This window comes from Streptomyces sp. NPDC060184 (assembly GCF_042728795.1).
Classification (GTDB): Bacteria; Actinomycetota; Actinomycetes; order Streptomycetales; family Streptomycetaceae; genus Streptomyces.
In genome coordinates this window covers 1-19,611 of record NZ_JBHWYX010000080.1, presented here as the reverse complement: position 1 = coordinate 19,611, position 19,611 = coordinate 1, and the positions used below count along the sequence as shown (strand labels likewise).

Annotated in this window: 18 protein-coding genes and 1 pseudogene; 10 read left to right on the top strand and 9 right to left on the bottom strand. The window is 73.6% G+C overall.

Annotated features, from left to right (window positions below):
- Window positions 1-129 precede the first annotated feature (129 nt).
- The 4 genes and pseudogenes from ACFWEE_RS31920 to ACFWEE_RS31905 all read left to right on the top strand — a co-directional run.
- A pseudogene (locus ACFWEE_RS31920) lies at window positions 130-553 on the top strand (SWIM zinc finger family protein); the annotation flags it as partial.
- Window positions 554-825: 272 nt separating this feature from the next.
- Entirely contained in the window at window positions 826-2,268 is a 1,443-nt protein-coding gene (locus ACFWEE_RS31915) for a GNAT family N-acetyltransferase (protein ID WP_386894619.1), read from the top strand.
- Between the two features lie 265 nt (window positions 2,269-2,533).
- Window positions 2,534-4,225, top strand: coding sequence for a DUF885 domain-containing protein (locus ACFWEE_RS31910; RefSeq protein WP_386894617.1), 1,692 nt, complete (start codon window positions 2,534-2,536; stop codon window positions 4,223-4,225).
- A gap of 212 nt (window positions 4,226-4,437) precedes the next feature.
- Window positions 4,438-5,304, top strand: a complete 867-nt coding sequence (locus ACFWEE_RS31905) for an ATP-grasp domain-containing protein (protein ID WP_386894615.1) — start codon at window positions 4,438-4,440, stop codon at window positions 5,302-5,304.
- Window positions 5,305-5,470: 166 nt separating this feature from the next.
- Here the strand turns inward: ACFWEE_RS31905 and ACFWEE_RS31900 are convergent, their stop codons facing one another.
- Window positions 5,471-5,983 carry a rhodanese-like domain-containing protein gene (locus tag ACFWEE_RS31900; RefSeq protein ID WP_386894613.1) on the bottom strand — a complete coding sequence of 171 codons (513 nt, stop codon included), beginning with the start codon at window positions 5,981-5,983 and terminating at the stop codon, window positions 5,471-5,473.
- 93 nt (window positions 5,984-6,076) lie between these two features.
- Here ACFWEE_RS31900 and ACFWEE_RS31895 point away from each other — a divergent pair, with 93 nt between their 5' ends.
- Complete coding sequence (locus ACFWEE_RS31895; RefSeq protein ID WP_386894611.1) at window positions 6,077-6,523, top strand: Lrp/AsnC family transcriptional regulator; 447 nt, start codon at window positions 6,077-6,079, stop codon at window positions 6,521-6,523.
- Window positions 6,524-6,643: 120 nt separating this feature from the next.
- On the opposite strand, the gene ACFWEE_RS31890 is transcribed toward ACFWEE_RS31895, so the two are convergent.
- The 3 genes from ACFWEE_RS31890 to ACFWEE_RS31880 all read right to left on the bottom strand — a co-directional run bounded on the left by ACFWEE_RS31890 (window position 6,644) and on the right by ACFWEE_RS31880 (window position 11,778).
- A complete protein-coding gene (locus tag ACFWEE_RS31890; protein WP_386894609.1) occupies window positions 6,644-9,685 on the bottom strand; it encodes an AAA family ATPase in 3,042 nt (1,013 codons plus the stop codon).
- Window positions 9,682-10,848, bottom strand: a complete 1,167-nt coding sequence (locus tag ACFWEE_RS31885) for an exonuclease SbcCD subunit D (RefSeq protein WP_386894607.1) — start codon at window positions 10,846-10,848, stop codon at window positions 9,682-9,684. Before ACFWEE_RS31885 ends, ACFWEE_RS31890 begins: the two co-directional genes overlap by 4 nt.
- A 303-nt stretch (window positions 10,849-11,151) precedes the next feature.
- The gene (locus ACFWEE_RS31880) at window positions 11,152-11,778 is read right to left on the bottom strand and encodes a YigZ family protein (RefSeq protein WP_386894605.1); all 627 of its coding nucleotides are present in this window, start codon (window positions 11,776-11,778) and stop codon (window positions 11,152-11,154) included.
- A 77-nt stretch (window positions 11,779-11,855) separates the two neighbouring features.
- On the opposite strand from ACFWEE_RS31880, the gene ACFWEE_RS31875 reads away from it, so the two are divergent.
- Both ACFWEE_RS31875 and ACFWEE_RS31870 read left to right on the top strand, forming a co-directional pair.
- On the top strand, window positions 11,856-12,263 hold the full coding sequence (locus tag ACFWEE_RS31875) for a CoA-binding protein (RefSeq protein ID WP_386894603.1): 408 nt from the start codon (window positions 11,856-11,858) through the stop codon (window positions 12,261-12,263).
- 95 nt (window positions 12,264-12,358) lie between these two features.
- The gene (locus tag ACFWEE_RS31870; protein WP_386894601.1) at window positions 12,359-13,303 is read left to right on the top strand and encodes an aminoglycoside N(3)-acetyltransferase; all 945 of its coding nucleotides are present in this window, start codon (window positions 12,359-12,361) and stop codon (window positions 13,301-13,303) included.
- 4 nt (window positions 13,304-13,307) lie between these two features.
- Here ACFWEE_RS31870 and ACFWEE_RS31865 read toward each other — a convergent pair whose 3' ends face one another.
- Window positions 13,308-13,868 carry a YbaK/EbsC family protein gene (locus ACFWEE_RS31865; protein ID WP_386894599.1) on the bottom strand — a complete coding sequence of 187 codons (561 nt, stop codon included), beginning with the start codon at window positions 13,866-13,868 and terminating at the stop codon, window positions 13,308-13,310.
- Window positions 13,869-13,911: 43 nt separating this feature from the next.
- Window positions 13,912-14,484, bottom strand: a complete 573-nt coding sequence (locus ACFWEE_RS31860; RefSeq protein WP_386894597.1) for a helix-turn-helix domain-containing protein — start codon at window positions 14,482-14,484, stop codon at window positions 13,912-13,914.
- A 100-nt stretch (window positions 14,485-14,584) separates the two neighbouring features.
- Here ACFWEE_RS31860 and ACFWEE_RS31855 point away from each other — a divergent pair, with 100 nt between their 5' ends.
- Window positions 14,585-15,451 (top strand): EamA family transporter, encoded by an 867-nt coding sequence (locus tag ACFWEE_RS31855; RefSeq protein WP_386894595.1) that lies wholly within the window; start codon window positions 14,585-14,587, stop codon window positions 15,449-15,451.
- Window positions 15,452-15,505: 54 nt separating this feature from the next.
- Here the strand turns inward: ACFWEE_RS31855 and ACFWEE_RS31850 are convergent, their stop codons facing one another.
- Entirely contained in the window at window positions 15,506-16,255 is a 750-nt protein-coding gene (locus ACFWEE_RS31850) for an acyltransferase (RefSeq protein ID WP_386894593.1), read from the bottom strand.
- Window positions 16,256-16,398: 143 nt separating this feature from the next.
- On the opposite strand from ACFWEE_RS31850, the gene ACFWEE_RS31845 reads away from it, so the two are divergent.
- Window positions 16,399-16,929 (top strand): gamma carbonic anhydrase family protein, encoded by a 531-nt coding sequence (locus tag ACFWEE_RS31845; RefSeq protein ID WP_386894591.1) that lies wholly within the window; start codon window positions 16,399-16,401, stop codon window positions 16,927-16,929.
- A 54-nt stretch (window positions 16,930-16,983) separates the two neighbouring features.
- Here the strand turns inward: ACFWEE_RS31845 and ACFWEE_RS31840 are convergent, their stop codons facing one another.
- Window positions 16,984-17,631 carry a DedA family protein gene (locus tag ACFWEE_RS31840; protein ID WP_386894589.1) on the bottom strand — a complete coding sequence of 216 codons (648 nt, stop codon included), beginning with the start codon at window positions 17,629-17,631 and terminating at the stop codon, window positions 16,984-16,986.
- A gap of 149 nt (window positions 17,632-17,780) precedes the next feature.
- Complete coding sequence (locus tag ACFWEE_RS31835; RefSeq protein ID WP_386894587.1) at window positions 17,781-18,236, bottom strand: DUF4442 domain-containing protein; 456 nt, start codon at window positions 18,234-18,236, stop codon at window positions 17,781-17,783.
- Between the two features lie 94 nt (window positions 18,237-18,330).
- On the opposite strand from ACFWEE_RS31835, the gene ACFWEE_RS31830 reads away from it, so the two are divergent.
- Entirely contained in the window at window positions 18,331-19,437 is a 1,107-nt protein-coding gene (locus ACFWEE_RS31830; protein WP_386894585.1) for a hypothetical protein, read from the top strand.
- The last annotated feature ends 174 nt before the right edge of the window (window positions 19,438-19,611 follow it).

Below are 19,611 nucleotides of genomic sequence, written 5' to 3'. Positions count from 1 at the left end.
TCCGCCGGGGACCCGGGGGTATTTTATCCGCGGGGGTGTGGGGGGTGGCCGGTGGGGGGGGGGGGAACGGACGCGGCGTCCGTTCCCGCCCCCGGACCCGATGTCAGTGGTGGCATCTACCGTTTTCCCATGACCCGTTCCGTACAGACCCTGTCCTGCCGACGTCCCTCCGCACTGCGTTCTTCGCGCGTCGGTGGCCTGCTCGGGCTGGAGACCGCCGGTGGCCTCACTCCGCGCGGCGCCGGGCCCCGTCCCGGTTCTTCTCCGGGTTCCTGGCGTCCCCGGGGGCCGCGGCGCGCGGTCTGCCGGCCGTCGCCGACGTGGCCTCGGCCCGCTACCACCAGCGGCAGTCGGGGTCCTCCCTCGATCCCGTCGTCACCGGTAACGGCGACCGGCCGCGGTTCGAGTCGTTCTCCGGCTGCTGCGGGGTGTACGCGCGCCTCGACGCCCTGGAGGAGGGCTCGGCGGAATACGGATGGGCCGGGGCACCACCGACGTGGACGTCAATCACCCGTTGCGGGAATCGCTCTCCCCGATGACTTCGCGGGATCCGGGCCCCGACGGGCGCGGACCGGGCGCGAACCGGGCGCGTATCGAACCCATATCGGACTCGAATGGGACTCGTATGGAAATCACACCCTCACTCGGAGGCCAGTAGCCCCGAGCGAGGACCGACCCCCTCCTCCCGGCTTCCCAATTCCGACAATCGAGACCAACAGACGCCCGAAAAGTGACGAAAGGCGACTAGATCCACACTTAACCCATCGGTCACAATGCGTTCGTGATCAGGCAACACCACTCGGTCACAGTGAACTCATGACTGATGTGACATCCGCCAAGACCGCCCGCCGCCCCCACCACTGGCGACGGGATCTGATCGAGCTCGCCGCCCTGTTCACCGCCGTGGCGGTGGCCGACGTCGTCGCGAACCTCATCGGGCACCAGCCCGACGGCCCGTATCTGCTCGCCGCCTCGGCGGTGGCCCTGACCGCCACCGCCACCTTCCACACCTGGTGGGCACGGAGGCACAGCCACGCCCCACCGCCCGAGGGCGGGGACTCCGTATCCGGCGGAACCGCCGTCGGATACGGCGCGGAGCTCGGCCTGAACCTGTCCTTCGAGGCATCGCCCGCCCTCGACGAGACGGTTCTGTGGCGGATGCGGACGACGGTCCAGGACGCGCCCGGCAGCCTGGCGGCGCTGTGCATCGCGCTCGCCCGTCTCCGTATCGACATCCTGACCCTCCAGACGCACCCGCTGGCGGACGGCACCGTCGACGAGTTCCTGCTGCGCGCGCCCTCGTCGTTGAGCGCCTCCGAGCTGACCCGGGAGGTCTCCGCCGCGGGCGGGGCGTCCACCTGGATCGAGCGGGCCGACGCCCACGATCTGGTGGACACCCCGACGCGGGTTCTGGGGCTGGCCACGCGTACCGCGCTGGACGCGGCGGAACTCCCGCTCGCACTCCGCCAGCTGCTGGGCCGCTGCACCATCCACTCGCTCCCCGCGGTCTCCGTGACCGGCCGGATCACCGGTGGTGAGGGCACCCCCGTTGAAGGGGTGCTGGAAGAGACGGTCATGCGCCTGCGCGACCCCTCCGGCGGCGTGATCACGGTGGAGCGCCCGTACCTGCCGTTCACGCCCACCGAGTTCGCCCGGGCCCGCGCTCTCGTCGAGCTCGACGCGCGTCTCGGCCCACGCGTCCCGCGCAGCGAGGACATCCTCACGCTCGCCGAGGGCCCCGAGATCACGGTGCGCAGGGCGGACCAGAGCGACCTCGTCGCAGCACGCGAGATGCACGACCGCTGCTCGGCGCGCACCCTGGCACTCCGCTACCACGGCCCGGTCGCGGACGCCGACCGCTACCTCGACCACCTGCTCAGCCCGCGCTTCGGCCGCACCCTCTCCGTACAGACCGACGCGGGACGGATCGTCGCACTCGGCCACCTCCTCTGGGACGGTGACGAGACCGAGGTCGCCCTCATCGTCGAGGACGACTGGCAGCGGCGCGGAGTCGGCTCCGAGCTGCTGCGCCGACTGGCCGGCTTGGCCGCCGAGGCCGGCTGCGACTCCGTCTACGCCGTCACCCAGGCCGACAACACCGGCATGGTCGCGGCGATGCGCGGGCTCGGTCTGCCCCTCGACTACCAGATCGAGGAAGGCACCCTGGTGATCACGGCACGGCTGGCCTCCCGCCGCGCCACCACGGTCACGTCCCCGTCCATGGTGGCGGACGGCACCCGCTCCGTGGAGCCCCCCGAGTACCGCTGAGCCCGTGAGACCCACTGGCCCCCTCAGAACCACTGAGCACCGAGCCCCTGAGCACTGCTGAGCACCCGCTCGAAGTCCGGCCACCGCGCTGATCCGGCCAATCGCACAGTCGATTCCCGGACGCTCCCTGCGGTGCGGGAGAACCCCGCACCGCAGGGAGCCGGTGCGTTCCGGGGTGGCTCCGGACGCCGTACTCGACCACCCGCTTCCGGTGCCGCGCAGAACCGGGGTGACGGGAAGTCGGTCCGCGTACGAGGATGTCCGCATGTCAGACACTTCGAACAGCGCACTGCCCCGTCAGGTCGCCGACGCCTACGTCGACGCGATCATCGATCTCGACCCGATCCTCGGCACGTATCTGGGCGTCCCGGCGAGCCACCGCAGCCTGCCCGACTTCTCGCCGGAAGGTCAGCAGGCCATCGCGGACCTCGCCCGTGCCACGCTGGTGGAGCTGGACGCGGCGGAGCTGCTTCCGGGCGCCGACAGCGACGCCGAGCGGCGTTGCGGGAGGCTGTTGCGTGAACGCCTCACCGCCGAGATCGCCGTCCACGACGCGGACGAGCACCTGCGGGCCGTATCCAACCTGCACTCCCCGGCCCACAGCGTCCGGGAGATCTTCACGGTGACGCCCACCGAGACGGACGAGGACTGGGCCGCGGTCATCGACCGGCTGCACGCCGTTCCGGACGCGCTGGCGGGATACCGTGCCTCGCTCGCCCTCGGCCTCGAACGGAAGCTGCACGGCGGCCCCCGTCCCACCGCCACGTTCGTCGAGCAGCTGACGGCCTGGGTGGGAGGCGACGGCGAGGGCGCGGGGTTCTTCGCGGACTTCGTCGCGCCCGGCCCCGACGCGCTCCGCGAGGAGCTGGACGGCGCCGCCCGTGTCGCCACCGAGGCTCTGGTGGCCCTGCGCACCTGGATGAACGAGGTGTACGCACCCGCGATCGAGGGCTCGCCCGACACCGTGGGCCGTGAGCGGTACGCCCGCTGGTCGCGGTACTTCAACGGTACCGATCTGGACCTGGACGAGGCGTACGCGTACGGCTGGTCCGAATACCACCGGCTGCTCACCGAGATGAAGACCGAGGCGGCGAAGATCCTCCCCGGGGCGGGTCCTTGGGAGGCGCTCGCGCACCTCGACGTCCACGGCAAGCACATCGAGGGCGTGGACGAGGTCCAGAAGTGGCTCCAGGACCTGATGGACGAGGCCATCGACGCGCTCGACGGCACGCACTTCGAACTCGCCGAGCGCGTACGGAAGGTGGAGTCGCGGATCGCACCGCCCGGAGGCGCCGCCGCCCCCTACTACACCGGTCCCTCCGAGGACTTCTCCCGCCCGGGCCGCACCTGGCTGCCGACGATGGGCGAAACCCGCTTCCCGGTCTACGACCTGGTGTCCACCTGGTATCACGAGGGCGTGCCGGGCCACCACCTCCAGATCGCCCAGTGGACGCATGTCGCCTCCTCGCTCTCCCGCTACCAGGCGTCGGTCGGCCAGGTCAGCGCCAACGCCGAGGGCTGGGCGCTGTACGCGGAGCGGCTCATGGACGAGCTCGGCTTCCTGCCGGACGCCGAGCGGCGGCTCGGTTACCTGGACGCGCAGATGATGCGCGCCTGCCGGGTCATCGTGGACATCGGCATGCACCTGGAGCTGGAGATCCCCGCGGAATCGCCGTTCCACCCGGGTGAGCGGTGGACCCCGGAACTCGCGCAGGAGTTCTTCGGCGCCCACAGTGGCCGCCCGGCGGACTTCGTGGAGAGCGAGCTGACCCGTTACCTCTCCATGCCGGGTCAGGCGATCGGCTACAAGCTCGGCGAGCGTGCCTGGCTGCTGGGCCGGGAGAACGCCCGCGCGGCCCACGGGGACGCCTTCGACCTCAAGGCCTGGCACATGGCGGCCCTGTCGCAGGGCTCGCTGGGCCTGGACGACCTGGTCGAGGAGCTCTCCAAGCTCTGAGCCCGGACGGTCCCCCGGCGCGGCAGCCGTCGGCCGCGGGACCTCGACCGGAGGTCCCGTCGCCCCCGGGACCTCGCCCGGTGCACCGGCGTGGTCCGGACGGCGGCAACGCCGTCCGGACCACGCCGGCACCACACCGCCCCACACCTCATCCTCCTTCCCGCCCGTCCGTACCTCCCCGAACCCCGCACCGCGACCGAAGGCGCCCACCGATGCCAGGTTTCCTCCTCTGCGCCGACCCCTTGCGCCCCAGCCGTCCGGACCCGGCGTTCGCCGAAGAGGCGGGAACGGTACGGGACATGGGCGCCGTCACCGCGCTGCTCGACCATGACGCCCTGCTCGCGGGCGACGCGGCGGGAGCCGTCGCCCGGGTGCCGCGCGGCTCGGGCCCGTACTGGTACAGGGGCTGGATGATTCCCGTACAGCGGTACGCGGAGCTGGAGCTGGCGCTCGCGGACCGGGGAGCCACCCTGCTCACGGACGCCGCGGCGTACCGGAGGGCCCATGAACTTCCGGGCTGGTACTCCGTGTTCGACGGGCTGACGCCGCGGAGTGTCTGGCACCCGCTCTCCGCGTCGGCGCCCGCACCGGAGGACGGCGCGTTCTGGTCCGCTCTCGCGCGACCGCTCGGCCGGGGACCGGGGATCGTCAAGGACTTCGTGAAGTCCCGGAAGCACGAGTGGCACGAGGCCTGTTTCGTACCCGAGTTGGGGGACTCCGAGGCGCTGGCCACGGTCGTCGGACGGCTGGTCGCTCTCCAGGGCGACTTCCTCGCGGGCGGAGTGGTGGTACGCGCCTTCGAGCGGTTCGTCCCGGGCGGCGAGGCGCGGGTGTGGTGGGTCGACGGGGCACCCGTCCTGGTGACCGCCCATCCGGACACCCCGGACGACCGACCCCTGCCCGAAACGGGCGCGGTCGGCGAGGCGGTGCGGCGGCTCGGCTGCCGGTTGGTGACCACCGACCTGGCACTGCGCGAGGACGGGGTGTGGCGGGTGGTCGAGGTGGGCGACGGGCAGGTGAGCGGACTCCCTTCCGGCACCGGTGCGAAGCCTCTGCTGGAGGCGCTCCGCGACGCGTGACCGGCCGAAGGAGCGCGTGACCGGCCGGAGGAGCGCGTGACCGGCCGGAGGAGCGCGTGACACAGGCCGGAGCGCTCCGCGACACGCGGGGCAGGCCGGGCCGAGGCCCCACGCGCCCCGTGGCAGGCGGATGCGGGGATGCGGCAGACCGGTGCGGCAGGCGGGATCAGCAGCCGCACTCCTCGTCCGCCACCGGTGCGGTGAGCGGGTCGGTGGGGCGCCGCTCGGTTCCGCGCGGGGTCTCGAAGGCGAAGCCCTCGCGTACCCAGTACTCGAATCCGCCCCGCATCTCCTTCACCTGGTAGCCGAGCCGTGCGAGCGCGAGGGCCGCCCGCGTCGCTCCGTCGCAGCCCGGCCCCCAGCAGTAGGTGACGACGGGGACGGCCGGGTCGAGGAGTCGGGCGGCCTGCTCCGGTATCAGCGCGGTGGGCAGGTGTACGGCGCCCGGGATGTGCCCCTGGTCCCAGGAGGCCGTGGAGCGGCTGTCCAGGACGATCACACCCGGGCCCGCGTCGAGGCTCAGGGCCGCGGCGACGTCGGAGACATCGGCGTGGAAGGCCAGCGAGGCGGCGAAGTAGGCAGCGGCGGCAGCCGGAGCGGCGGGCGGTACCCGCAGAACCGGGTGGTCGGAAAGGGTGGGCGCGGCGGGCGGTGCGAAACGGGGCGGGGTCGTGTTCATGGGCTCAAATCTAGGCGGGCCACGCGCCCGCCAGAAGGAACGATCCACGCCGCTCTGCTTGATCGGCCGGGGATTCCCCTGTTGTCTGGACTCATGACCGACTATTCACCGGATGCCACCGACTGGCGCATTCTCGACGTCCTGCAGCGCGACGGCCGGGCCAGCTTCGCCGAACTGGCCCGGGCCGTGGCCATGTCGCCCAGCGCGGTGACCGAACGGGTGCGGCGGCTGGAGGAGCTCGGTGTGATCAGCGGATACAGCGCGGTGGTCGAGCCCGAGCGCCTCGGCCTGCCGATCCTCGCCTTCGTACGGCTGCGCTACCCGACCGGCAACTACAAGCCGTTCCACGATCTCCTCGCCACCACCCCGGAGATCGTCGAGGCCCACCACACCACCGGGGACGACTGCTTCGTCCTGAAGGTGACCGCCCGTTCGATGCGCCACCTGGAGGAGGTGACCGGGCGCATCAGCGGCCTCGGTTCGGTGACCACGAGCGTGGTGTACTCCTCCCCGCTCCCCCGGCGCCCGATCGAGCGCTGAGGCGGCCGACTGCCGAGCGCTGAGGCGGCCGGCCGACTGCCGAGCAGCTGAAAGGGCCCGGCTGCGGGTACCGCCGCCCCACCCGCGTGGCCGGTTCACGGGAGCCGGTCCCGGGTGCGGTCAGCCGAGACGGTGCCGGACCGTCGATCCCTGCCGCCCCTTCACGACTTCGAGCTGGGCCGGGATACGGCGCCGCAGGTCCGCCACGTGGCTGACGATGCCGACGCTGCGGTCCCGCTCGCGGAGCGCGTCCAGGACGTCCAGCACCTCGTCGAGGGTCTGCTCGTCCAGGCTGCCGAAGCCCTCGTCGATGAAGAGGGTGTCCAGCCGTGTTCCGCCCGCCTCGTCGGTCACCACGTCGGCGAGGCCCAGCGCGAGGGCGAGGGAGGCGAAGAAGGTCTCTCCGCCGGAGAGGGTCGCGGTGTCGCGTTCCCGGCCCGTCCAGGCGTCGACGACGTGCAGCCCGAGCCCGGACCGGCGGCCTCCCGTGCGGGCGTCGGAGTGGACCAGGGTGTAGCGGCCGGCGGACATCCGCTGGAGCCGGACGGTGGCGGCGGCGGCCACCTGCTCGAGGCGGGCGGCGAGTACGTAGGACTCCAGCCGCATCTTGCGCTCGTTGTCGGCGGAGGTGCCGGCGGCGAGCGCGGCGAGGCGGGCGACCCGTTCGTACTCCGCGCGGAGCGGGCCCAGTACGCGCACCTCCCGGACGGCCTCGTGGGAGAGGCGGTCCAGTTCGGTGCGGCGCTCCCGGGCGGCGGAGTGCGCCGCCGACGCGTCGCGCAGCAGGGCCTCGGCGCGGTCGTACCTCTCGCGCGCCCGGTCCGGCGAGGCGCCCTCGCGGGCGGCGGCTTCGCGGGCGTCCTCCTCCGCCAGCCGGTCGGCGACGGTGGCCGACTCGGCCTGCCAGACGTCGATCCGGTTCTGCAACTGCCGCTGCGCGGCCCGGTCGAGCAGGGTCGCGACGGCCGCCTGCGGGGTGTCGAACCCGGCGCGGAACGCCGCGTCGGCCAGGCGTCCGTCCGCCTCCTTGCGCCGTTCGGCCGCGCTCTGTTCGGCCCGTACGGCGTCGGCGGCCTCGGCCAGCAGGTCGGCGCGCCGGGCGAGCCGGTCGGCGTGGTCCGCGATGGTGCCGGGCACTTCGCGCACGCCGGAGAGTTCGGCTTCCAGGGCCTGCTGCTCCCGGTCGAGGTCCTCGCGCCGCGAGACCCTCACGGCCGCGCGCCGTTCGGCGTGGCGGCGCTGGTCCAGCCGCTCCTGGTGCTCCCGTTCTGCGGCGGCGAGGTTCTCGCGCGCCCGGTGCGTTCCGGCGGCGAGCCGGTGGGCGTCGCCGTGCTCGCGGGTCAGTTCCACGACGTGGGCGGCCAGTTCGGCGGCCGAGGGGTCACCGGTGGCGGCCCCCGCCGCGGCAGCCGCGGCGTCCGCCGTGCCCCCGGCCGCCGCCTCGGCCCGCGCGGTGGTGTGGCGTTCCGCGAGGAGTCCGAGCGCCTGGTCGGCCCGGACCCGGGCCTGTTCGGCGGCCCGGTGGGCGGTGAGGGCGGCCTCCTCGGTGGCGCGGTCCACGTGTCCGTCGCCCGCGCGCGCGGGAGCCGGGTGCTCGGCCGAGCCGCAGACCGCGCACGGCTCTCCGGCGGCGAGCCCGGCGGCCAACTCGGCGGCGATGTCGCGCAGTCGGCGCTCCCGCAGGCCGAGCCACCGCTCGTGGGCGGCGAGCGCGCTCTCCCGGGCGGCGGTCAGCTCCTGACGGGCGCCGTCGATGTCGCGGGCGAGAGCGTCCCGGCGCCGGGCGGCGTCCAGCCGGTGCCGGGCGGAGGCGAGCCGCGCGGCGAGCTGTTCGGTCCGGGTCGCGGCCTCCCGCGCCGCCTCGACCTCGGCGAGCAGGGCCGTACGGGTGCGCTCCCAGCCGGCCAGCCAGGCGTCCGCTTCGAGGACGGTCTCGTCGTCCTGCGCCGACTCGCCGTCGAGCGCGGCGCGTTCGGCGTCGATGGCGGCGCTGCGTGTTTCGGCGCGCCGGGCGGCGTCGAGGCCGCCCAGTTCCTGCCGGTAGCGGCGTTCCAGCTCGGCGAGGTGGGCGGCTGTGGCGTCGGCGAGTTCGGCGGGCAGCCGCGTACGGAACCGGTCGCGGGCGGCGCCCGCCGCGACGGCCTCGCGCTCGGCGGCGTCCCGCAGTTCGAGGGCGGGGACGATCAACTCCGCCTTGCGGGACCGCGCCAGGCGCTCCTCGCAGCGGTCGCGCTCGGCGCGGCCGTCCTCCAGGGCTGACGCACGCCGCTCGGTCTCCGCGAAACGCTGCTGGAGACGGGCGAGTTCACGCTCCTCGTCCAGCGCGACGCGGGCCGCCGTCCGCCGCTCCTCCGCGGCGTCCGCCGCGACGCGGGCGATGTCCAGCCGCTCCCGTGCGCCGGTGCGCGCGATCGCCGCCCACCCCAGCACTCCTTCGGAGAGGCCGGGTTCGCCGGGCTGGGCCGTCGGCAGGGGCGTCTCGGCGGCGGAGCCCGCCGCCTGTGCCAGCCGCTGGGCGGTGGCGAGGACGCGTTCGTCCCCGGCCCTGACGCGCGACTCGGCCGTACGGCGCAGTTCGGCGAGGCGCTCCTCGACGGCGGCGAAGCGCCGGGTGTCGAAGAGCCGGCCGAGCAGCTTGCCGCGGGCTTCGGCGTCGGCCCGCAGGAACCGTGCGAAGTCGCCCTGCGGGAGCAGCACCACCTGGCAGAACTGGTCGCGGCTCATCCCGAGGAGCTGGGTGATCTCCTCGCCGATCTCCTGGTGCGACTTGCTGAGGGCCTGCCAGCCCTTCTCGGGGTCGTACGCGCGCAGCCGGCTCTGGGCCTTCTCGGTGGTGTAGCCGTCGCCCTTCTTCTTGGGGCGGGTCTGGGCCGGGGCGCGCGTGATCTCCAGGCGCCGGCCGCCCGCGGTCAGCTCCAGCAGGACCTCGGTGGGGGTGGCGGGGTCGGCGTGGTCGCTGCGGAGCGAGGCGCCGGGGCTCTGGCGTGCGCCGGGGACGGCTCCGTACAGGGCGTAGCAGACCGCGTCGAGCACCGAGGTCTTGCCCGCGCCGGTGGGTCCGTGCAGCAGGAAGATGCCTGCCGAGGAGAGTGCGTCGAAGTCGACCTCGGTGGTGGTGCCGAAGGGGCCGAAGGCGGTGAGGACGAGCCGGTGGAGCCTCATCGGGACACCTCGCGGACCCCGTCGTCCACGCGCACGTCGTCGAAGGCGGCGCGCAGCACGGCGCGTTCCGACTCGTCCGGGCCGCTGCCGCCGCGCACGTGCGCCACGAAGTCCTCCGCGATCTGGTGGTCGTCGCGTCCCTCGAGGCGCTGCGCGTACGAGGCGAGCGGGTCCTCGGGGTCGCGTTCGGGGTCGAAGACGAGGCTGAGGGTGTGCGGGAAGCGTGTCGCGAGGCGCGCCATGGGGTCGGCGGGGCGGCTGGGGTCGGTGAGGGTGGCCTCGACCCAGGAGTTCCGGTGCCGCTCCAGGACGGGGTCCTCCAGCAGTGCGTCGAGACGGCCGCGGAGCCGGGCGAGCGGCCGGGGTACGGGGCAGTCGACGCGTTCGCCGGTGACCGCGCCCCGTGCGTCCAGGTCGATCAGCCACATGGTCTTGCGGTGGTCGGCCTCGGAGAAGGAGTACGCGAGGGGGGAGCCGGAGTACCGGACGCGTTCGCTCACCCGCTGGCTGCCGTGCAGGTGGCCGAGGGCCACGTAGTCGACCCCGTCGAAGACGCCCGCGGGGACGGCGGCGACTCCGCCGACGGTGATGTCGCGCTCGCTGTCGCTGGGTTCGCCGCCGGCGACGAAGGCGTGGGCGAGCACCACGGAGCGGGTGCCCGGCGCGCGTCGGGCGAGGTCGGCGCGGACCTGGTCCATCGCGGCGGAGAGGACGGACTCGTGCGCGGCCTTCCCGGCCCCGAGGGAGTCCTTCACCAGGGCGGGTTCGAGGTAGGGGAGTCCGTAGCAGGCGACGTCGCCGTGCGCGTCGGTGAGCAGGACGGGGGTGCCGCATCCGGCGGGGTCGGTACGCAGGTGGATGCCGGCCCGGTCGATGAGTCCGGCGCCGACCCCGAGCCGGCGCGCGGAGTCGTGGTTGCCGGAGATCATGACGGTGGGCACCCCGAGGGCGGCGAGCCGGTGCAGGGCGGTGTCGAAGAGTTCGACGGCGGCGAGCGGCGGCACGGCGCGGTCGTAGACGTCACCGGCGACGAGGACGGCGTCCACCTCACGGTCGCGGACGGTGGCGACGAGGTGGTCGAGGTACGCGGCCTGGGCGTCGAGCAGGGCGACCCGGTGGAAGGACCGGCCCAGGTGCCAGTCCGAGGTGTGCAGCAGTCTCAAGGCGTCGCTCCGCCCGCTGTGGTCCGCATGTTCCTGGTCCTCCGCCCCGTGGCCGGCAACGGCCACGCCCTGTCCGGGCCGTCCCGGTCTCCTGCCGCGTGCGCCGGCCCGCGGCTCGGGGACCGTCAGCGGTCCCGGGCGCGGCCGTGCGCACCCCACGCTAATGCCGCCGGGCCCAGGTTCCCGCATCGCCGGGGGGTGGCGATCCTCACCGGGACCTCACCGGGACCTTGGCGGGACCTCGGCGGGCCTTTGAGCGGGACCTCGCAGGGCCCCGGTCCCGAGGCCGTGCAGCCCGTGCGGTCACGCGTCCCCGTACGCCTCGCCGCCGAGTTCGAGCGTCGCGGAGCCCGCCGTGGCGTCGGCGAGCCAGGACCGGAATCCGGCCACGTCCGCGTCGGGCAGGCCGATCTCCAGGGTGACCGCCTCCGCGTACCGCACCTCGCGCACGGCGGTGCCGGTGGCCCTCATGTCGTTCTCCAGCTTGCCCGCCCGCTGGTGGTCGACCGTGACGGTGGCCAGCCGGTAGCGCCGGCGGGTGAGGGTGCCGAGCTCGTCCAGCGCCTCGCCGACCACTCCCCCGTAAGCCCGGATCAGGCCACCGGCGCCGAGCTTCACCCCGCCGTAGTACCGGGTCACCACGGCCACGACGTACCGGACCTCGCGGCGCATCAGCATCTGCAGCATCGGCACTCCGGCGGTCCCGCCGGGTTCGCCGTCGTCGCTGGCCTTCTGGACGGAGGCGTCGGCGCCGATCACGTAGGCGTAGCAGTTGTGGGTGGCGGTGGGGTGTTCCTTGCGGACGCGTGCGACGAAGTCCTGCGCCTGCTGTTCGGTGGCGGCGGGGGCGAGCGCGCAGAGGAAACGCGACCGGTTGATCTCGGTCTCGTGCACGCCCGCTCGGGCAACTGTCCGGTACTGCTCCTGCATGCGTCCACCCTAGGTGGTGCCCGTCGGGTCGATCGTCGTACGGGAATGGCAGGGCCGCGGCCCGGGTTGTCGGTGACATGTACGCAGACGATGAGACGATCCGGCGGATTCTCCTGGACTCCGGCGACACCTGGGCCGTGGTCGGCCTCTCCACCAACACCTCGCGCGCGGCCCACGGGGTCGCCGGGGTCCTCCAGCGCTTCGGCAAGCGGGTCGTCCCGGTCCACCCGAAGGCCGAGACGGTGCACGGCGAGCAGGGGTACGCCTCGCTCGCGGACATCCCGTTCCCGGTGGACGTGGTGGACGTCTTCGTCAACAGCGAGCAGGCCGGCGCCGTGGCGGACGAGGCCGTGGCGATCGGGGCGAAGGCCGTCTGGTTCCAGCTGGGGGTGCTCGACGAGGCCGCGTACGCACGCACGCGCGAAGCGGGGCTCGACATGGTCATGGACCGTTGCCCCGCCATCGAAATTCCGTCCCTGCGCTGACCCGGTCCGCCCTGCTTCGATCAGTTGGCGACCGATTCCGCCGTTGCCGGTCACGCTCTTCCGCGGGTCCGGGCGGCGGCGGAGAATGACCGGCTGTGGAGACTGTGTCGTACCCGGAGCGACTGGCCGCCGAGCTGATCGCCCTGGGTGTACGTCCGGGCGCCACGCTGATCGTGCACGCCTCGCTGCGCGCGGTTCGCCCGCCGGACCGCGGCGCGGCGGGCGTGGTCGCGGGGGTGCGGGGGGCGCTGGGCCCGGCCGGGACGCTGGTCGTCCCCGCCTTCACGCCGGAGAACTCCGACACCTCGCGCGCCCATCTGGCCCGGGTGGCCGGGCTCACCGAGGCGGAGCGCGCCCGGGTCCGCGCGGACATGCCGGCCTTCGACCCGGCCACCACGCCCGCCCCGACGATGGGCCGGTTCGCCGAGGCGGTCCGGCGGACACCCGGCGCGCGGCGCAGCGGCCACCCGCAGACCTCTTTCGCCGCGCTCGGCGCAGAGGCCGCGCGGCTGACCCGGGACCACCGCGCCGACTGCCACCTCGGCGAGGACTCACCGCTGGCCCGTCTGTACGAGGCGGGCGCGCAGGCCTTGCTGCTCGGCACCGGTTTCGGCACGTTCAGCGCCTTCCACCTCGCCGAGTACCGCGTCCCCGAGCCACCCGTACGCCGCTACCGCTGCGTGGTGGGCGGCCCCGGCGGGAGGCGGTGGTGGGCCTACGAGGACGTGGCGCTCGACGACGCGGACTTCGTCGCGGTGGGCGCGGAGTTCGCGCGGTCGGCGGGCCCGGGGACCGTTCGCACCGGCCGGGTGGGCGAGGCCGCCTGCACCCTGGTGCCGGTGCGGGACGCGGTGGACTTCGCGGTGGACCGCTTCACGGACGGGGAGTACGCGGGCGTCCGCCGTACGCGCGCCGGGGACACGGCTCCGCCCGACGCCACTTCGCCCGGCGTCACTCCGACCGACGCCGCCCACGCCCGGGACACGGGCGCCAGGGACACGGGTGCCAGGGACACGGGTGCCGGGGATCCCGGCACCTGATCCCTCAGATGCCCAGCCCCTCCACCACCACCGCGCCCGGGAGGGCCGCGAGGGACTTGCCGGGGACGATGAGCTTGCCGCGGCGGCTGCCGCTGCCGATGAGGACCCACTCCTCGTCCACCACCGCCGGGTCGATCAGCAGCGGCCAGGCGGACGGGAGGCCGATGGGCGTGATCCCGCCGTACTCCATGCCGCTCTCGCCGACGGCGACGTCCATCGGCGCGAAGGACGCCTTGCGCGCGCCGAGGTGCTTGCGCACCGCGCCGTTGACGTCGACGCGGGTCCGGGAGAGCACGACGCAGGCGGCCAGGGTGACGTCGGTGCCGCGCTTGCCCGCGACGACCACGCAGTTGGCGGACTCGTCGAGGAGACCGGCGCCGTAGTGCTCGATGAAGACGGCGGTGTCGGCGAGGTCCGGGTCCGTGTCCACGTGGAGGATCTGCTCGGCGGCGAACCCGCCCCAGCCTCGGGTCACCGCCGCGGCGACCGGCCCGGTGAGCAGGCCGGTGCGGTCGGCCGCCGGGGCGGCGGCGTCGTCGTCGAAGTTGCCGATGGGTGCGCGCATGGATCAACGCTAACAGCAGCTCGCGGGCCCGATGTTGCCGGTCTCAGCGGACCGGCGGGATCCAGACGGCCATGGTCAGCTCGACCGGCTCCGTGCCGTCGTTGCGGTAGCCGTGGGAGACGTGCGCCTGGAAGGTCGCGGAGGTGCCGGCGGGGACGGTGTGGGGCTCGCCGCCGACGACCAGGGTCAGTTCACCGGCCGTGACGTGGAGGAGTTCGACGGTTCCCTCCGGATGCGGGTCGGAGGACATGCCGTCACCCGGTTCCAGGTGCCAGGACCAGAGTTCGAACGGCCCTCCCGCCTCGGCGCCGACGAGCAGGGTGGTCGAACTGCCCGCCTCGGTCGACCAGAGGCGTACCGCCTGCTCGGGGGCGACCAGGCGGACCTGCGGGCCCTGCTCGTAGTCGAGGAGGGTGGTGATGCTGACGCCGAGCGCGTCGGCGAGCTTCACGGTGGTGCCGACGCTCGGGTTGGTCCGGGCCTGCTCGATCTGGATGATCATGCCTCGGCTGACACCGGCGCGGGCGGCGAGAGCGTCCAGGGTGAAGCCCCGCTCCCCCCGCCAGTGCTTGAGGTTCCGTGCCAGCGACTGGGTCAACTGATCGAGATCAGACACATTCAGTCCAATATCCTTGATGGCGAAGTACAAAATAATGAACTACGGTGTGGTGCACCCCAGCCCCGACCGTTCGCCGCACTGTACTGCGAGGCCTGTCTTGTCAGCACTTTTCGCCCTGGCCACCAGCCTGCTGTGGGGGCTCGCCGACTTCGGCGGCGGGCTGCTGACCCGCAGAATCCCGGCGCTGACGGTGGTCGTCGTCTCCCAGGCGATCGCCGTGGTGGTGCTGGGCGCGACCGTGGTGGCGACCGGCGCGTGGAGCGAGGCCGGTGCCCGGCTCTGGTTCGCGGTGGCCGCGGGCACGGTCGGCCCGGTGGCGATGCTCTGCTTCTACAAGGCGCTCGCCCTCGGCCCGATGAGCGTGGTCTCCCCGCTCGGATCGCTCGGCGTCGCGGTACCGGTCTCCCTCGGCCTGCTCGCCGGTGAGCGGCCGGGTCCGGCCCAGCTGGCCAGGGTCGCCATCGCCGTGACGGGCGTCGTCCTGGCGGGCGGGCCGGAGCTGCGCGGGGCGCCGGTGCGCCGCCGGGCCGTGCTGCTGACGCTGGTGGCCGCCTTCGGCTTCGGGGCCGTCATGTCCCTGGTCTCGGAGGCGTCGACCAGCACGAGGGGCCTGTTCCTGGCCCTCTTCGTGCAGCGCGTCACCAACGTCCTGGTCGGCGGTACGGCGCTGTGGGTGTCGGTACGCCGCGGCGGCCGGGCCCTGCCCGCGGCGGGCGGCGGGGCGGTGGTCCTCGGGGCGCTGCCCGCGCTGGGCTTCGTCGGACTCGCGGACGTCGCGGCGAACGGTACGTACGCCACGGCCGCGCTCCACGGCTCGGTGACGGTGGCGGCGGTACTGGCCTCGCTCTACCCGGTGGTGACCGTCCTGGCCGCGCGCGGGATCCTCAAGGAACGGCTCCGCGGGATCCAGGCGGCCGGCGCGGGTCTCGCGCTGATGGGCACGGTACTGCTGGCCTCGGGGTGACGCCGCCCGACTCGGCCCGGCGGGGCGTTCGGGCCGGGCGCGACCGGGACGGGTTCAGGCCGGATGCGCGCCGCCCTCCGCGGCGGCGAAGTCCAGCAGCTGCGCGGGCGTGACGCCTTCGGGAATCGGCACGGGCGCGGGCGTGCGCAGCGGCGGCTGCCAGCCGCGTTCCGGGTCGTAGCTGCGCACCACCCGGGCCGGGGCGCCCGCCACGACGGAGTGGTCCGGGACTTCCCCCCGGACGATCGCGCCCGCCGCCACCACGACGTTGCGGCCGAGCCGGGCGCCGGGCAGCACCACGGCTCCCGTACCGATCCAGCAGCCGGGGCCTATCACCACCGGTTCCATGCGCGGCCACTGCCTGCCGACCGGCTGGTCCGGGTCGTCGTAGCTGTGGTTCGTGGAGGTGATGTAGACGTACGGGCCGCAGTACGTGTTCGAGCCGACGGTCACCGCGGTGTCGGCGATGACGTGGCTACCCCGGCCGAGTACGACCCCGTCGCCCAGGGTCAGGATGGGGTCGGGGCCCAGCTCCAGACCGGGCATCATCCCGGCGGTGAGCGTCACCTGTTCGGCTATGACGCAGTGGTCCCCGAGGCGGATCCACGGCTCGCCGAAGACCGTGCCCTGCGGGAACGCCAGCCGCGTGCCGGGCCCGATCCGGCCGAAGCGCAGCGGACCGGGGTGCTCGGCGGTCACCGCGCCGTGCTCCCCCACCCAGGCCCGGCCGCGGTGGACCGCGCGGGAGGCGGCGTGGCGCCACCAGCGGGAGAGGAAGGAGAACGCGTGTTTGCTCTTCGGCACCCGCTCACGGTAGCCCTCAGGTCCACCACCCTCGGCGCTCCGCTCTGTGATGTTCACCCCAATGTTCGGCGTCGATCTTCGGTGGGCGCGACGGCGTCACCTACGGTTCCCCGGAACATCACCGTCGGACGAAGGAGCGGACCATGGCGGAGCAGCCGTTGATCACGGGCGTGGGCGGCAAGGAGCCGTCGGTCGACGCGGACGCCTTCGTGGCGCCGACCGCCGTCGTGATCGGCGAGGTCACCCTCGCACCGGGTTCGAGCGTCTGGTACCAGGCGGTGCTGCGGGCGGACTGCGGCCCGATCTCCCTGGGTGCGGACAGCAACATCCAGGACAACTGCAGCGTCCACACCGACCCGGGGTTCCCGCTCACGGTCGGAGACCGGGTGTCCGTGGGGCACAACGCCGTACTGCACGGCTGTGTGATCGAGGACGACGTGCTGATCGGCATGGGCGCGACCGTGCTCAACGGCGCCCACATCGGGGCCGGATCACTGGTCGCCGCGCAGGCCCTCGTCCCCCAGGGCATGCGGGTACCGCCGGGCTCCCTCGTGGCGGGCGTCCCCGCGCGGGTCAAGCGGCCGGTCACCGCGGAGGAGCTGGAGGGGATCACGTTCAACGCGGCCGGTTACGTGGAACTGGCCAAGGCCCACCGCCGGGCCCACACGGACTGAGCCGGACGGGCACCCCGGGCCGGCCGGTCGGGACCGGTCCGGGCTCTTCGGCCCTCAGTCCGCCGCGGCGGCCGGGGCCGGGGTCTCCTCGGACCGGGCCGCCGCCTTCTTCGCGCGGTTCTTCAGCACCAGCAACGACGTCAGGCCGATGAGCACCGCGACCAGGAGCCCGAGCCAGGAGAAGCGCTTCAGCCAGGCCTCGGCCACCACGCCCACCGTGTAGATGACGGCGGTGGTGCCGCCCGCCCAGACGATGCCGCCGAGCACGTTGGCGGTCAGGAACTTCCAGTACGGCATGCGCAGCACACCGGCGAGCGGTCCCGCGAAGATGCGCAGCAGGGCCACGAAGCGGCCGAAGAAGACCGCCCACATGCCCCACTTCTCGAACGAGCGCTCCGCCATGCCCACCTGGGCGGCACCGAAGTGCTTGGGGAACTTCCCCTCCAGCCAGGCCAGCAGCGGGCGTCCGCCCCTCCTGCCGATCGCGTAGCCGATCGAGTCGCCGACGACCGCCCCCGCGGTGGCGCAGGCGCCCAGGACGTAAGGGTTGATGTCGCCGTGCTGGGACGCGAGGAGAGCCGCGCTGACGAGGACGATCTCGCCGGGCAGCGGGATGCCCAGGCTCTCCAGACCGATGACGCCCGCCACCAGAAGGTAGATGCTGAGCGCGGGGATGGTTTCGAGCCACTCCTGGACGTGCAACGCCGTTCCTCCCGTGCGGGTGTTCCCCCTGCCGGCCGCCCGTGCGGCGGCGAGGCACAGTGCACCAGCCTACCGGGCGCGGTCCCCTCGGGAACGGCCGCTCCCGGCGGCGGAGTTCCCGCGCGGGACCGCGCGGACGGCGGGGCGGATCAGCCGTGCGGGCGGAGCGTCCAGATCACCGTCATCTCGCCGGTCACCGCGCCGTCGGCGCGGGTGATCTCGATCGTGACGGGGAACTCGGGTCGCTTGCCCTCGTCCAGTTCGGCGACCACCTCGGCGGCGGGACGGCCCAGGGTGGCGGTCGCGGTGACCTCGCCCATGGCCAGCTTGCGGTAGCCGATCTCGGCCCGGACCGCGAGGGGCACGGCGCGGTCGAGCTGGTCGCCGAAGGCCGCCATCACGATCGCGCCGCTGGCGGACTCGGCGAGCGTGAACATCGCTCCGGCGTGCGGTCCGCCGAGGTGGTTGTGGTAGTCGGCCCGGTCGGGCAGGCGCAGCACCGCTCGCTCCGCCCCGGTCTCCAGGAATTCGAGGCCGAGGGTGCGGACCATCGGCACCGTCGCGGCGAGCATGTCGCCGAGGTTCTTCTCTTCTGCAGCGCTCATGGCCAGGATGTTACTCACGGGTAGGTGCGCTTGGCCATCCCCGCGCGGGGGCGGCCATGGCCGCCGACTCCGCGTGCCTCTATGGTTACTGGCCATGTGGCCAGGACAGCAGCCGCCCGGGGGCGAGCAGAACCCGCAGGACCCGAACCAGAATCCGTACCAGCAGCCGGGGTACCAGCAGCCGAATCCGTACCAGCAGCCGGGCTACCCGCAGGGGCAGCCGGGACAGCCGGGACAGCAGAGTCAGCCGCAGGGGCAGCAGCCCGGCTACGGCTACCCGCAGGGGCAGCAGCCCGGCTACGGCTACCCGCAGGGCGGGCCGAACCCGTACCAGCAGCCGACCGTCCCGGCGTACGCCGTGCAGGCGCCTCCCGGCGGGCCGCAGCGGCCGGACGACAAGCGGAAGACCGCGGTGGTCGCCGTGGTCGCGGCGACCGCGGTCGTGGTGACGGCGGTCGTCACCGGCGTCGTGGTGATGAAGAAGGACGACAAGCCCGGCGGCAAGGACGTCGCCGACGGCAAGGCTTCGGCCTCCGTCTCGGCGAAGCCCTCCGCCAAGACCTCCCCGCCCGCCAATCCGCGCAGCGGCGACGACGACCCGAAGCCGACGGTGCCCGGGTGGAAGGTGGTCACCAACCCCAAGTGGGGGACGCGGTTCGAGGTACCGGGCGACTGGGAGGTGTCGTCCGCCGGCATGAGCGCCGGGTTCGAGGACGCCAAGAACCCGACGGGCACGCCCGCCGCCATTTTCACCGCGCCCGCGTACCTCAAGAGCAAGTGGTGCGTGGACGACTCCGACAAGGACGGGCACGACGAGGAGACCAGCCTCGCCGGTGTCGGCAGCAAGGGCGCGCAGGGCGCCAAGTCGACCGACGAGGCGGCGACGAAGACCGCCGAGCAGTGGGTCTGGGCGGCCTACGCGCAGACGGACCCCGTGGAGAAGGTCAAGGTCGGCGCCCCGGAGCCGTACACCACCACCTCCGGTCTGACCGGGAGCGTCGCCCGCGCCACCGCGCTCGGCCTGGCGAACAAGCACAAGTGCGACACGGACGGGAAGTCGGTCGTGTTCAGCTTCAAGAACAGCGACGGGGCGTACGCGAGCTGGGTCCTCTTCGGCGCCACCGGCGTGGACGACGAACTGCCCGACACCACGATCGACAAGATCCTGAGCACTGTCCGGCTGGTGGACGTCAGCTCCTGATCCACCGCGCGCCGCCCTGGCCGACGCGCGCCGTCGGCGCCCCGGTTTTGGGGGGCCGGGCGGGGGGGGGCCGGGGGGGTACGGGGGGGGGGGTCGGGGGCGGGCGGGGGCGGCCCGCCCCCGCGCTTTCTATAATACACCCCCCCCCGCCCCGCAGCAGGGCACTTCCCGCCC

What these genes read in the sequence shown, in the direction of transcription:
- ACFWEE_RS31910 (WP_386894617.1), top strand. Translation starts at nt 2,534, where the DNA reads ATGTCAGACACTTCGAACAGCGCACTGCCCCGTCAGGTCGCCGACGCC.
- ACFWEE_RS31905 (WP_386894615.1), top strand. Translation starts at nt 4,438, where the DNA reads ATGCCAGGTTTCCTCCTCTGCGCCGACCCCTTGCGCCCCAGCCGTCCG.
- ACFWEE_RS31900 (WP_386894613.1), bottom strand. Translation starts at nt 5,983, where the DNA reads ATGAACACGACCCCGCCCCGTTTCGCACCGCCCGCCGCGCCCACCCTT.
- ACFWEE_RS31895 (WP_386894611.1), top strand. Translation starts at nt 6,077, where the DNA reads ATGACCGACTATTCACCGGATGCCACCGACTGGCGCATTCTCGACGTC.
- ACFWEE_RS31890 (WP_386894609.1), bottom strand. Translation starts at nt 9,685, where the DNA reads ATGAGGCTCCACCGGCTCGTCCTCACCGCCTTCGGCCCCTTCGGCACC.
- ACFWEE_RS31880 (WP_386894605.1), bottom strand. Translation starts at nt 11,778, where the DNA reads ATGCAGGAGCAGTACCGGACAGTTGCCCGAGCGGGCGTGCACGAGACC.
- ACFWEE_RS31875 (WP_386894603.1), top strand. Translation starts at nt 11,856, where the DNA reads ATGTACGCAGACGATGAGACGATCCGGCGGATTCTCCTGGACTCCGGC.
- ACFWEE_RS31865 (WP_386894599.1), bottom strand. Translation starts at nt 13,868, where the DNA reads ATGCGCGCACCCATCGGCAACTTCGACGACGACGCCGCCGCCCCGGCG.
- ACFWEE_RS31845 (WP_386894591.1), top strand. Translation starts at nt 16,399, where the DNA reads ATGGCGGAGCAGCCGTTGATCACGGGCGTGGGCGGCAAGGAGCCGTCG.
- ACFWEE_RS31835 (WP_386894587.1), bottom strand. Translation starts at nt 18,236, where the DNA reads ATGAGCGCTGCAGAAGAGAAGAACCTCGGCGACATGCTCGCCGCGACG.
- ACFWEE_RS31830 (WP_386894585.1), top strand. Translation starts at nt 18,331, where the DNA reads ATGTGGCCAGGACAGCAGCCGCCCGGGGGCGAGCAGAACCCGCAGGAC.